Genomic DNA, 12905 nt, shown 5'->3' with positions numbered 1-12905 from the left:
GCGCAAAGCGACATGACCGGCGTCCTAGCGTCATTTTGCGACTTGCGCCAGCCCGGCCTCCCCGCGTATCCCGGCAAGTGGGACACCCTTCCCCAACGAAGGGCGATTATCTGAGAGGGTAGCATCAATGGCTATGAACCAACCGGCACCGCGCCCGGAAGCGAAACCTGTTGCCGTACCGGCAAACCCGCGTTTCTCCTCCGGCCCCTGCGCCAAAATCCCCACATTCGACCTGACCAAGCTTGGCGATGCTCCGCTGGGCCGCAGCCACCGTGCCGCCCCCGGCAAGGCCAAGCTTGCAGAGGCGATCGAGACCACCCGTGAAGTGCTCGGCGTGCCCGCCGACTACCGCATCGGCATCGTGCCCGCCTCCGACACCGGCGCTTTCGAGATGGCCATGTGGTCGCTCCTGGGCGAACGGCCCGCCGAGATGGTCGCTTGGGAAAGCTTCGGCGCGGGCTGGGTCACCGATGTGGTCAAGCAACTGAAGATCGAGGCGCAGGTCCACACCGCCGAATACGGCGAGATCGTCGACATGGCCGCGCTGAACTATGACAACGATGTCTGCTTTACCTGGAACGGCACGACCTCTGGCGTGCGCGTGCCCACCGGCGACGTGATCCCGGCGGACCGCGCGGGCCTGACGCTCTGCGATGCGACCTCCGCCGCCTTCGCGCAGGACTTGCCGTGGGACAAGCTCGATGTGACAACCTTCTCTTGGCAGAAAGTGCTGGGCGGCGAAGCGGCGCATGGCATGCTGATCCTCAGCCCGCGTGCTGTCGAGCGGCTGGAGAATTACACCCCCGCGTGGCCGCTGCCCAAGATCTTCCGGCTGACCAAGGGCGGCAAGCTGAACGAGGGCATTTTCCGCGGCGAGACGATCAACACGCCGTCGATGCTCTGCGTCGAGGATTACCTGCTGGCGCTGGACTGGGCCAAATCCGTGGGCGGGCTGCAGGGCCTGATCGCCCGCGCCGACGCCAACACCAAGGCCGTGGCCGATTTCGTCGAAGCGCATGACTGGATCGACTTCCTCGCCACCGATCCCGCGACACGCTCCAACACATCGGTCTGCCTGAAGTTCACCGACGACCGCATCGCGGACGGTGCGGCCTTCGCCAAGGCCGTGGCCAAGCGGCTGGCGTATGAGGGCGCGGCGCTGGACATCGGCGCCTACCGCGATGCCCCTCCGGGCCTGCGCATCTGGTGCGGCGGCACGGTCGAGACGGCGGACATCGAGGCGATGCTGCCGTGGCTTGCATGGGCTTTTGAAGCCGAAATCAACGCGTGACGCGATGGTGCGCGAGGATCGCGCACCCTACTCCCCCCTCTCGTCGGCTGCGCGTCTCTGCGCACCGCTGACCCCGTTTATGAAGGACCAGAGAAATGGCCCCCAAAGTACTCATTTCCGACAAACTCTCCGAAGCTGCCGTTCAGATCTTCCGCGACCGCGGCATCGACGTGGATTTCCAGCCCGATCTGGGCAAGGACAAAGACAAACTGGCCGAGATCATCGGCAATTATGACGGCCTCGCCATCCGCTCGGCCACCAAGGTGACGGAAAAGATCCTCGCCAATGCGCCGAACCTCAAAGTGATCGGCCGCGCAGGCATCGGCACCGACAACATCGACAAGGAAGCCGCCTCGAAACAGGGTGTGATCGTGATGAACACGCCCTTCGGCAACATGATCACCACCGCGGAGCACGCCATCGCGATGATGTTCGCCGTGGCGCGGCAGATCCCCGAGGCGAGCGCCTCCACCCATGCGGGCAAATGGGAGAAGTCCAAGTTCATGGGGGTCGAGCTGACTGGCAAAACGCTGGGCGTGGTCGGTGCGGGCAACATCGGCGGCATCGTCTGCGACCGCGCGCGCGGGCTGAAGATGAAGGTCGTGGCCTATGACCCCTTCCTGGGCGAGGAAAAGGCTGAGAAGATGGGCGTGGAGAAGGTCGAGCTTGATGAGCTGCTGACCCGTGCCGACTTCATCACCCTGCACGTCCCCTTCACCGAGCAGACGGCGAACATCCTGAGCCGTGAGAACCTCGAAAAAACCAAGCCCGGCGTGCGCATCATCAACTGCGCCCGCGGCGGTCTGGTGGACGAGGAAGCGCTGGCCGACCTACTGAAGTCGGGCCATGTGGCGGGCGCGGGCTTCGACGTCTTCGCCGAAGAACCGGCCAAGGAAAACCCGCTCTTCAACCTGCCCAACGTGGTCTGCACCCCGCACCTCGGCGCCGCGACCACCGAGGCGCAGGAGAACGTGGCCCTGCAAGTGGCCGAACAGATGTCCGACTACCTGCTGACCGGCGCCGTGACCAATGCGCTCAACATGCCCTCGGTCACCGCCGAAGAGGCCAAGGTCATGGGGCCGTGGGTCAAGCTCGCTGGCCACCTCGGGGCCTTCATCGGCCAGATGACGGACGAGCCGATCAAGGCGATCAACATCCTCTACGACGGCTCGGTCGCCAAGATGAACCTCAAGGCGCTGAACTGCGGCGTCGTGGCGGGCATCATGAAACGCGCCAACCCGGACGTGAACATGGTCTCCGCCCCCGTGGTCGCGCGTGAGAAAGGCATCCAGATCTCCACCACCAACCAGGACAAGTCCGGCGTTTTCGACGGCTACGTCAAGGTGACCGTGGTGACCGAGAAGCGCGAGCGCTCCATCGCGGGCACCGTCTTCTCGGACGGCAAGCCGCGCTTCATCCAGATCAAGGGCATCACCATCGACGCCGAGATCGGGGAGCACATGCTCTACACCACCAACGAAGACGTGCCCGGCATCATCGGCACGCTGGGCCAGACCATGGGCGAGAACGGCGTGAACATCGCCAACTTCACTCTCGGCCGCCACACCGCCAAGGGCGAGGCGATTGCCCTGCTCTATGTCGACGATCAGGTGCCCGAGACAGTGATCGGCAAGCTGCGCGACACCGGCATGTTCCGGCAGATCAAGCCGCTGCAATTCGACGTGGCCTAAGGCCCGCACGACCTGCACAATCTGGAAGCGCCCCCTCGCGGGGCGCTTTTGCTTTTGGGGCATTGTCGGGCCTAAGCCTTCCCTTCCCCGCCGCTTTGCGGCATCACGAGGGGGTGCAGAAGGACAGGAACGATCATGCCCAGCCCCATCTATGCCATCGGAGACATCCACGGTTACGCCGCCGAGCTTGAGCGCGTTTTAACCCTGATCGAAAAAGACGGCGGGCCGGAGGCGCAGATCGTCTTTCTGGGCGACTACACCGACCGCGGCCCCGACAGCAAAGCGGTGATCGAACGGCTGGCCGAAGGGAAAGCCGAGGGCCGCAATTGGACCTTTCTGATGGGCAATCACGACCGCATGTTCAGCTGGTTCATGGAGGATTTCCCCCGCCACGATCCGCTGCTGCTGGTTGAACTTAACTGGCTGAACCCGCGTTTGGGCGGCGACACGACACTGGGGTCCTACGGCGTGTCGGTCAGCGGGCGCGACCGGATGTCAGAGGTGCATGAGAAAGCCCGCGCAGCGGTGCCGCAGAGCCATGTGGATTTCCTCAAGACCCTCGCCCTGTCACATCAAACGCCCGGCCTGTTCTTTGCCCATGCGGGCATCCGCCCCGAGGTGCCGCTGGACGATCAGCGCGAGAATGATCTGCTGTGGATCCGCAAGGAGTTTCACCAATACACCGCGCCGCATCCCAAGCTGATCGTCCATGGCCACACGCCGGTCGACAGTGCCATGCACTATGGCAACCGGGTGAACCTCGACACCGGGGCGGGCTATGGCAAACCGCTCTGCGCAGCGCTGTTCGAAGGGGAGGACGTTTGGGTCCTCACGCAACAGGGGCGCAATCGCCTGCGCCCCTGAGCGGTTCAGGTCCAGTCCAGCACCACCTTGCCCGACCGCCCCGATTTCATCGCGGCGAACCCCTGCTCGAAGTCATCCACCTCGAAGCGGTGGGTGATGATGGCGGAGACATCCAGCCCGTTCTCCAACATGGCGATCATCTTGTACCAGGTCTCGAAAATCTCGCGGCCATAGACGCCCTTGATGGTGATCGCCTTGAAAACAATCCGGCTCCAGTCCACCGGCGACTTGCCCGGCGGGATGCCGAGCATGGCAATGCGCCCGCCCATGGTCATGGCCTCCACCATCTGGTCCAGCGCTTGCTGGTTGCCCGACATCTCAAGCCCGACGTCAAAACCCTGCTTCATCTTCAGCCGCGGGATCACATCGGCCAAATCCTCCTTGGCGACGTTTACCGGCACCACATCGGCGACTTTCTCGGCCAGCGCCAGCCGGTCGGGGTTCACATCCGTGATCACCACATGCCGCGCGCCGACGTGACGCGCCACCGCGGCGGCCATGATGCCGATGGGGCCTGCGCCGGTGATCAGCACGTCCTCGCCCACCAGATCGAAGCTGAGCGCGGTATGCACCGCGTTGCCCAAGGGATCGAGGATCGCGCCGATGTCGTCGGAAATCTCGTCCGGCAGCGGCACCACGTTGAAGGCGGGCAGCTTGAGGTATTGCGCAAAGGCCCCCTGTTCATTGACGCCGATGCCCCGCGTCGCGGGATCGAGGTGGAACTTGCCCGCCCGGCTTTGCCGCGACTGCTTGCCGATCAGATGCCCCTCGCCCGAGCAGCGCTGGCCGATCTCCAGCCCCTCGACATTACGGCCCAGCTCCACGATCTCGCCGGCGAATTCATGGCCGGTGATCAGTCCCACCGGCACGGTCCCGGCGGCCCAGTCGTCCCAGTTCCAGATATGGATGTCGGTGCCGCAGATGCCGGTCTTGTTGATCTTGATCAGCACGTCCTCGGGGCCGATCTCGGGCACCGGCGCATGGGTCATCCACAACCCCTCGCGGGGGTGCAGTTTGGCCAGCGCCTTCATTTCGTTCGTCGCCATCAGATCACCCCGCAGGCCTTGCCGGCCGTCTCAAAGGCTTTCAGCGCGCGGTCGAGCTGTTCGCGGGTCAGCGCCGCGTTCATCTGGGTGCGGATGCGCGCCTGACCGCGCGGCACCACCGGGAAGAAGAAGCCCGAGACATAGACGCCTTCGTCGAAAAGCTTCGCCGCCATGTCCTGCGCCAGTTGCGCCTCGCCCAGCATGACCGGCACGATCGGATGTTCGCCGGGCAGCAGGTCGAAACCCAGCTTCTCCAGCCCCGCGCGCCAGTATTCGGTGTTCTCGAAAAGACGCGCGCGCAGATCGTCGCCCTCTTCCACCAATTCCAGCGCGCGGATACCGGCGCGCACGATCGACGAGGGCAGCGAGTTCGAGAACAGATAGGGCCGCGCGCGCTGGCGCAGCAGGTCGATCACCGGCTGCGGCCCTGCGATATAGCCGCCGATGGCGCCGCCGAGCGCCTTGCCCAGCGTGCCGGTCACGATGTCCACCTTGACCCCGTGATGCGCCGGGGTGCCCGCGCCCTTTGGCCCCATGAAGCCGGTGGAATGGCAATCGTCGACCATCACCAGCGCCTCGTATTTTTCGGCCAGCGCCACGATCTCGGGCAGCTTCGCCAGATAGCCGTCCATCGAGAAGACCCCATCGGTGGCGATCATAATGAAGCGCGCGCCGTCCTCGCGGGCCTGTTTCAGCTTGGCCTCCAGATCCGCCATGTCGCTGTTGGCATAGCGGTAGCGCTTGGCCTTGCAGAGCCGGATGCCGTCGATGATCGACGCATGGTTCAGCGCGTCTGAAATGACCGCATCCTCCGGCCCCAGCAGCGGCTCGAACAGCCCGCCGTTGGCGTCGAAACAGGCGGCGAAGAGGATCGAATCGTCGTGCCCGAGGAAGCTCGCCAGTTTCTGCTCCAACTCGCGGTGAATGTCCTGTGTGCCGCAGATAAAGCGGACCGAGGCCATGCCGAAACCCTTCTCGTCCATCGCTTCCTTGGCCGCTGCGATCAGCTCGGGGTGATCGGCGAGGCCAAGGTAGTTGTTGGCGCAAAGGTTGATGACTTCGCGGTCGCCCACCGCGATCTCGCCGCCCTGCGGGGTAGTGATGAGCCGCTCGCTCTTCATCATGCCCTCGGCGTCGATCTCGGACAGGGTGTCATTGACATGGGACAGAAATGCTTGGGTCATGAGGCTCTCCTTTACAGGGGACTTCTACCATAGCGGAGGCGTTTCCGAAATAGAGGATTTCCGGAATGGCGGATTTTTTCCGGTATCGCGGAAACTAGGCGTCTTGAACCACCAGAAAGGCGCGCACCGGCCCCTCGGTTGCGCGGATCGCATGGGGCACGTCGGCGGCATAGCGCGCGGTGTCGCCGGCCTGCAGCCGCTCGGTCCCGGTGCCGCTGGTGACCTCCACCGCGCCCCCGAAAACACTGAGATGCTCGCGCGCGCCGCGGGTGTGGGGCGCACTGTCGAGCACACCGCCCTCGGCGATGAGCAGCTCGTAGACTTCGTGATGCCCGGCTTCCTCAGGCGGCGACAGGATGCGAATGCGGCAACCGTCGCCCAGATTGCTGATCGTCGGCACAGCGGCACTGCGCAGCACCTCAATCTGCGGCTCGCCGGGGGCGGCGTCGAGAAGACCGGCGAAGTCCACCTGAAGCGCGCGGGTGAGATTCCACAGCGTCGCGATGGTGGGGCTCGATTCGCCGCGCTCAATCTGGCTGACCATGGAGCGCGACACGCCCGAGAGCTTCGCCACGGCGTCGAGCGACAACCCCTGCCCCTGCCGCGCCTCTTTCAGGCGGGCGGGCAGCTGTGTCAGGATCTTGTCGGTGTTGTCCGTCATGGCGGATATGTCGCGCGGCGCCCCCTCCCTGTCAAGCTGTCGCATGACGGGACGTTTCTCCTGACTTTGCCGCGCCCGCCCCCCATAGTGCCGCCAACGATTAGAGGAGAGTTTCATGTCAGACGATATCGTCATCCTGAGCGGCGCACGCACCGCCATCGGCACTTTCGGCGGCAGCCTTGCCGCCACACCGCCCACCAAGCTGGGCAGCACCGTCGCGGCGGCGGCGATGGCGCGCGGGGGCGTCGATCCGGCGCAGATCGGCCATGTCGTCTTCGGCACCGTCATCAACACCGAGCCGCGCGACATGTACCTCAGCCGCGTCGCCGCGCGCGACGCGGGCGTGCCCGACGAGGTGCCAGCGATGAACGTGAACCGGCTCTGCGGCTCGGGCGTGCAGGCGCTGGTCTCGGCCACTCAGAGCCTGATGCTGGGCGATGCAGACTTCGCGCTGGCCGGGGGTGCCGAAAGCATGTCGCGCGCGCCCTATGTGCTGCCCGACGCCCGCTGGGGCCAGAAGATGGGCGATGCACGCAGCCTCGATATGCTGCTGGGCACGCTGAACTGCCCCTTCGGCACCGGGCATATGGGCGTGACGGCAGAGAACGTGGCGGATGAACACACGATCACCCGCGAGGAAATGGACGCCTTCGCCCTGCAAAGCCAGGAACGCGCGGCGGCGGCCATCGCGGCAGGGCATTTCAAGGACCAGATCGTGCCGGTCGACGTAAAGGTCAAGCGCGACATGGTGCCCTTTGACACCGATGAACACCCCAAGGCCACCACGGCCGAGGCGCTGGCCGGGCTGCGCCCCGTCTTCCAGAAGGACGGGCGCGTCACGGCGGGCAATGCCAGCGGTATCAACGACGGTGCCGCGGCGCTGGTGCTGGCCCGCGCGGAGGCCGCGAAATCCGCAGGGCTGACGCCCCGCGCCCGCATCCTCGGCTACGCCCACGCCGGCGTGCGCCCCGAGGTCATGGGCATCGGCCCGGTCCCTGCCGTGCGCCGTTTGCTGGAGCGCACGGGCCTGAAGGCCGATGATTTCGACGTGATCGAAAGCAACGAAGCCTTTGCCAGCCAAGCACTCGCGGTGAGCAAGGAACTGGGCTTTGACCCCGCAAAGGTGAACCCCAACGGCGGGGCCATCGCGCTTGGCCACCCGGTCGGCGCGACGGGGGCGATCATCACCGTGAAGGCGCTGTATGAGTTGGAGCGGATCGGCGGCAAACGCGCGTTGATCACCATGTGCATCGGCGGCGGGCAAGGCATCGCCATGGCTATCGAACGTATCGCCTAAAGGCCGGGGGGCCGCGCGCCCCCTGCCCTAAAGCAGTGCGTCAATCAGGGCGATTGTGGTGGCCCCGGCCACACCGGACATCACCGCAGTCGCCGCGATATAGCGCCAGAAACGTGGGCGGCGCTCGGGCTGCTCTTCGGTCTGACGGTTCAGCGCCTGCTCGACCAGCCCGGGCAGGCGCGGGCCGAAGCGGGCTATGACCATCGCCGTGTCGCGCAGATCAGAGACGATGGCCCGCGGACCGAGCGACTTGGTGATATAGTCGGTCACGATGGGGCTGGCGACTTCCCAGATGTTGATATGCGGGTTGAGCGAGCGGGCCACGCCCTCGACCACGACCATGGTGCGTTGCAGCAAGATCAGCTCGGTCCGGGTTTCCATGCCGAAACGCTCGGTCACCTCAAACAGATAGGTCAGCAGCCGCGCCATGGAAATGCGGGTGGCGTCCATGCCGAAAATCGGCTCGCCCACCGCACGCAGGGCGCGGGCGAATTCATCGACGTCCTTGTCGGCGGGGACATATCCCGCCTCGAAATGCACCTTGGCGACGCGCTGGTAATCGCGGCGGATGAAACCATAGAGAATTTCGGCATAGACCCGGCGGGTGTAGCTGTCGATATGGCCCATGATGCCGAAGTCATAGGCGATGATGTCGCCATTGGCCGCGACCTTGAGGTTACCTTGGTGCATGTCGGCGTGGAAATAACCGTCGCGCAGGGCGTGCTGAAGAAAAAGTTGCAACACCCGCTCCGACAGCGCCACCCGGTCGTGCCCCGCCGCATCCAGCGCGGCATTGTCGCCCAGCGGCAGCCCATCGGCCCAGCCCAGCGTCATCACGCGGCGGCCGGAATAATTCCATTTGATCTCGGGCAGTTGAAACCCGGCGTCATCCTTGGTGTTGGCCGCGAACTCCGACGCGGCGGAACTTTCGAGCCGCAGGTCCAGCTCCCCCCGCACGACGCCATCGAAATGCTCGATCACCTCCATCGGGCGCAGGCGGCGCGACCCGGGCGAGAAAATCTCGGCCATGCGGGCGGCGAGGTAGAAGGCGTCAATGTCCTTGCGGAAGGCTTTTTCGATGCCGGGCCGCAGGACTTTGACGGCGACCTCTTCGCCGGTCTCGGCCAGCCGCGCGTGATGCACCTGCGCGATGGAGGCCGCGGCGACGGGTTCGCTAAACTCGGAAAAGATCGCGCTGACCGGCTCGCCCAACTCTTGCTCGACCGCGCTGCGGGCCAGCGCCATGTCAAAGGGGGGCAACTTGTCTTGCAGCACGCGCAATTGCACCGCCAGATCGTCGCCCACCACGTCGGGGCGGGTCGACAGCACCTGACCGAATTTGATGTAGGCCGGGCCAAGCGCCGTGAGCGCGCGGGTGGCTGGTGGCATCGTCGGGTCGCCCTTGTAGCCCAGCCATTTGAACGGCAGGCCAAGCGCGCGGGCCACGAAACGCAGCGGCGGGGAGGCATCGAAAGCATCCAGCACCACATTCATCGCCCCGGCGCGTTCCAAGGTCGCGCCCGTGCGGATCAACCGCCAGATGTTGTGCGGACCGCGCATCAGAGCTTCCAACCCGAATGCAGCGCCGCGATCCCCATCGACAGGTTGCGATATTTGGCCTGCCCAAAGCCCGCCGCGCGGACCATCGACAGGAAGGTCTCTTGATCGGGGAAATTGCGGATCGATTCGACAAGGTATTGATAGCTGTCGCGGTCGCCCGCGATGGCTTGGCCCATGCGCGGGATCACGTTGAAACTGTAGAGGTCATAGGCTTTTTGCATCGCCGGGTTGGGAAGCTGGCTGAACTCCAACACCATCAGACGGCCACCGGGGCGGAGCACGCGGTACGCCTCGTTCAGCGCCTCTTGCGGGCGGGTCACGTTTCGGATGCCGAAGCTGATTGTGTAGACATCAAAGGTGTTGTCGGGGAACGGCAGCGCCATCGCGTCGCCCACGACCCAATCAAGGCTGCCGGTCAGCCTGTCCGCCTCGGCCCGCTGGCGGCCTTCGACCAGCATCGGCTCGGTCAGGTCGAGCACCGTGGCATGGCCGTGTCCGGCACGTTTGAGGAATTTGAAAGACACATCGCCAGTGCCCCCCGCCACATCGAGCAGTTTCTGACCGGGGCGCGGGGCGAGCCAGTCCATCATCGCTTCCTTCCAGACGCGGTGGATCCCCATGCTCATCACATCGTTCATGATGTCGTATTTGCTGGCGACGGAGTTGAACACACCCTGCACGCGCCCGGCCTTTTCATGTTCGGGCACGGTCTCGAAACCGAAATGGGTTGTTTTGTCAGCGTCCTGGGTCATCTGCTCTTGCGATCCTCTGGTTCTGTCCCTTGTTATAGGGTGCCGGGGGGCAGGGACAATGCGTGCCTTTTGTCACAGGCAAGCCAGAGGGGAAACCGAGATGCCGGAACTGCCAGAGGTCGAAACCGTCCGCCGGGGGCTGGCCCCCGCGATGGAGGGCCAAGTGATCGCTCGCGCCGAGGTGAACCGCCCCGATCTGCGCTGGCCCTTCCCCGAGCGGATGGCGGAGCGGCTGACCGGGCAGCGCGTCGGCCTGCTGCGGCGACGGTCGAAATACATCCTCGCCGATCTGGCCAGCGGGGAATCGCTCTTGGTGCATTTGGGCATGTCCGGGCGGATGCTGGTTTCGGGCGACCCTCTGGGGCAGTTTCAGCACAACCACCCCGCGCCCGAAAAACATGACCATGTCGTGTTGCATATGGGTAACGGTGCGCGGATCACCTTTAACGACCCGCGCCGTTTCGGCGCGATGGATTTGATGCCCACCGCCGGGGCCGAGACACACAAGCTGCTGGCCTCGCTCGGGCCGGAACCCCTGGGCAACGACTTTCACGAAGCGCATCTGGTCGCTGCGCTGAAAGGCCGCAACACGCCGATCAAATCGGCGCTGCTGGATCAACGGATCGTGGCGGGCTTGGGCAATATCTATGTCTGCGAAGCGCTTTACCGCGCGGGGATTCACCCGGCCCGCAAGGCCGGGCGCATCTCGGCCACGCGGGTCGCCGGGCTGGTGCCGATCATCCGCCAAGTGCTGGCCGATGCGATCACGGCGGGGGGATCATCGCTCAAGGATTTTCGGCAGGCGGATGGCGAATTGGGCTATTTCCAACATAGTTTCGACGTCTATGGCCGCGAGGGCCAAGCCTGCCGCAGACCGGGCTGCAACGGGGCAATCGCGCGCATCGTGCAAAGCGGGCGCTCTTCCTTCTATTGTCCGCGTTGCCAAAGATAACTTGAAACATGGGGGTGCCGTGGTATGCACATTCCCCTGAGCGCAACAACAAAGAGCATTCTTGATGGCTTACGAAACGATCACCGTGGACGTGGACAACCATGTGGCCCTGATCACCCTGAACCGCCCGGATGCGCTGAACGCGCTCAACGAGGCGCTGCTGGGTGAACTCGCCAAGGCGCTGAAAAGCGCGCAGGAAAACGATAAGGTCCGCTGCATCGTCATCACCGGCTCGGAAAAGGCCTTCGCCGCCGGCGCCGACATCGCGATGATGCGCGAGAAAAGCTTTGTCGACGTCTTCATGGGGGATCTTTTCACGCCCGAAACCGATCAGATTCTGCGCGTGCGCAAGCCGATCATCGCCGCTGTGTCGGGCTATGCCCTCGGCGGGGGCTGCGAGTTGGCGATGATGTGCGACTTCATCATCTGCTCTGAAAGCGCCAAGTTCGGCCAGCCCGAGATCAACCTCGGCGTCGTGGCCGGCATCGGCGGCACGCAACGTCTGACCCGTTTGGTGGGCAAGTCCAAGGCGATGGACATGAACCTCACGGGCCGCTTCATGGATGCCGAAGAAGCCGAACGCTCGGGCCTCGTGTCCCGCGTCGTGCCGGTGAAGAAACTGATGGAAGAGGCGATGGGCGCCGCGGGCAAGATCGCCGAGAAATCGATGATCTCTGCCACCGTGGTCAAGGAATGCGTGAACCGCGCCTATGAGGTACCGCTGAGCGAGGGGCTGCTGTTCGAACGCCGCATGTTCCACTCGCTGTTCAACACCGAAGACCAGAAAGAAGGCATGTCCGCCTTCCTCGAAAAGCGCGAAGCGCAATTCCGCGACAAATAAGCGTCGCCCCCGGCGCGGCTTGCATTGCCGCGCCCGCTGCCTTATAGGCGGCACCAATACATGCGCGTGCAGCCCGCTCTGGCTAGAATCACCTTCCCTAAGGGGGTCCGGATTTCCGGTCGGGTTGGCGTCACGCATTGCTACGCAACATATGAACCCGAAGGCTGATACTCATGGCAAACACCCGTCAATCCGCAAAACGCGCCCGTCAAAACGAAAAGCGTTTTGCGATCAACAAAGCACGCCGTTCGCGCATCCGCACCTACCTGCGCAAAGTCGAAGAGGCGATCACCTCCGGTGACAAAGAAGCCGCAACCGCCGCTCTGAAAGCCGCCCAGCCCGAGCTGATGCGCGGCGTCACCAAAGGCGTTTTCCACAAGAATACCGCGTCGCGCAAAATGTCGCGCCTGTCCGCGCGGGTCAAAGCACTGGGCTAATTTGGCTTCATAGCCAAGCCCTTAGAAACACAAGAGGCGCCGCATTGCGGCGCCTTTTTTCGTGCGGGTGCAGCGAAAAAAACACGCCAGAGATTCTTTTCCGGCAATCTCTGAGTCAAGATGGAAGATATGTTGAAGCGAACCGGAAACACTTGCTACCAAAGGTCCAGCGATTCATTTCGCTTGGGGGGACAGGCCCTGAACACGGCGTCAGCCAACTGGCAGAATGCCAAATTCAGGGGGGTGCAAGTGACCGTTCACAGACGGTCCCGCGCACCATCGTGAATGCTGCTGCCAGCACGTTTACCCTGTCGATGAGAACACGAACG

The 12905-nt window shown here is 64.1% G+C and carries 12 protein-coding genes; 7 read left to right on the top strand and 5 right to left on the bottom strand.

What is annotated here, in order from left to right:
* Positions 1 to 127: 127 nt before the first annotated feature.
* From ACGYK4_RS11265 to ACGYK4_RS11255, 3 genes are all read left to right on the top strand, one after another.
* The gene (locus ACGYK4_RS11265; RefSeq protein WP_394456568.1) at positions 128 to 1291 is read left to right on the top strand and encodes a phosphoserine transaminase; all 1164 of its coding nucleotides are present in this window, start codon (positions 128 to 130) and stop codon (positions 1289 to 1291) included.
* A 95-nt stretch (positions 1292 to 1386) separates the two neighbouring features.
* Positions 1387 to 2982, top strand: a complete 1596-nt coding sequence (gene serA, locus ACGYK4_RS11260) for a phosphoglycerate dehydrogenase (protein ID WP_394429733.1) — start codon at positions 1387 to 1389, stop codon at positions 2980 to 2982.
* Between the two features lie 135 nt (positions 2983 to 3117).
* Positions 3118 to 3846: a metallophosphoesterase family protein gene (locus ACGYK4_RS11255; protein WP_394429735.1), complete on the top strand. Its 729-nt coding sequence runs from the start codon at positions 3118 to 3120 to the stop codon at positions 3844 to 3846.
* Positions 3847 to 3851: 5 nt separating this feature from the next.
* On the opposite strand, the gene tdh is transcribed toward ACGYK4_RS11255, so the two are convergent.
* The 3 genes from tdh to ACGYK4_RS11240 all read right to left on the bottom strand — a co-directional run bounded on the left by tdh (position 3852) and on the right by ACGYK4_RS11240 (position 6737).
* Complete coding sequence (gene tdh, locus ACGYK4_RS11250; RefSeq protein ID WP_394456566.1) at positions 3852 to 4892, bottom strand: L-threonine 3-dehydrogenase; 1041 nt, start codon at positions 4890 to 4892, stop codon at positions 3852 to 3854.
* Positions 4892 to 6076 carry a glycine C-acetyltransferase gene (locus tag ACGYK4_RS11245; RefSeq protein ID WP_394429739.1) on the bottom strand — a complete coding sequence of 395 codons (1185 nt, stop codon included), beginning with the start codon at positions 6074 to 6076 and terminating at the stop codon, positions 4892 to 4894. The genes tdh and ACGYK4_RS11245 overlap by 1 nt, the downstream gene beginning before the upstream one ends.
* 94 nt (positions 6077 to 6170) lie before the next feature.
* Positions 6171 to 6737, bottom strand: a complete 567-nt coding sequence (locus tag ACGYK4_RS11240; RefSeq protein WP_394429768.1) for a helix-turn-helix domain-containing protein — start codon at positions 6735 to 6737, stop codon at positions 6171 to 6173.
* A 115-nt stretch (positions 6738 to 6852) separates the two neighbouring features.
* Between ACGYK4_RS11240 and ACGYK4_RS11235 the strand changes: the two genes are divergently transcribed.
* Positions 6853 to 8034, top strand: a complete 1182-nt coding sequence (locus ACGYK4_RS11235) for an acetyl-CoA C-acyltransferase family protein (protein WP_394429741.1) — start codon at positions 6853 to 6855, stop codon at positions 8032 to 8034.
* 27 nt (positions 8035 to 8061) lie between these two features.
* On the opposite strand, the gene ubiB is transcribed toward ACGYK4_RS11235, so the two are convergent.
* On the bottom strand, positions 8062 to 9594 hold the full coding sequence (gene ubiB / locus ACGYK4_RS11230) for a 2-polyprenylphenol 6-hydroxylase (protein ID WP_394456564.1): 1533 nt from the start codon (positions 9592 to 9594) through the stop codon (positions 8062 to 8064).
* Positions 9594 to 10346, bottom strand: coding sequence for a bifunctional demethylmenaquinone methyltransferase/2-methoxy-6-polyprenyl-1,4-benzoquinol methylase UbiE (gene ubiE, locus ACGYK4_RS11225; RefSeq protein ID WP_067261168.1), 753 nt, complete (start codon positions 10344 to 10346; stop codon positions 9594 to 9596). The genes ubiB and ubiE overlap by 1 nt, the downstream gene beginning before the upstream one ends.
* A gap of 100 nt (positions 10347 to 10446) precedes the next feature.
* Between ubiE and mutM the strand changes: the two genes are divergently transcribed.
* The 3 genes from mutM to rpsT all read left to right on the top strand — a co-directional run bounded on the left by mutM (position 10447) and on the right by rpsT (position 12576).
* Positions 10447 to 11298, top strand: a complete 852-nt coding sequence (mutM, locus tag ACGYK4_RS11220; protein ID WP_394456561.1) for a bifunctional DNA-formamidopyrimidine glycosylase/DNA-(apurinic or apyrimidinic site) lyase — start codon at positions 10447 to 10449, stop codon at positions 11296 to 11298.
* Positions 11299 to 11362: 64 nt separating this feature from the next.
* On the top strand, positions 11363 to 12139 hold the full coding sequence (locus ACGYK4_RS11215) for an enoyl-CoA hydratase (protein ID WP_394448253.1): 777 nt from the start codon (positions 11363 to 11365) through the stop codon (positions 12137 to 12139).
* 173 nt (positions 12140 to 12312) lie between these two features.
* On the top strand, positions 12313 to 12576 hold the full coding sequence (gene rpsT / locus ACGYK4_RS11210) for a 30S ribosomal protein S20 (RefSeq protein WP_067261164.1): 264 nt from the start codon (positions 12313 to 12315) through the stop codon (positions 12574 to 12576).
* The last annotated feature ends 329 nt before the right edge of the window (positions 12577 to 12905 follow it).

It is taken from the genome of Sulfitobacter sp. 1A13368, from assembly GCF_043557275.1.
Taxonomy (GTDB): Bacteria; Pseudomonadota; Alphaproteobacteria; order Rhodobacterales; family Rhodobacteraceae; genus Sulfitobacter; species Sulfitobacter faviae.
Note: the sequence above shows the minus strand (reverse complement) of the source record. Positions and strands in the feature narration are given on the sequence as shown.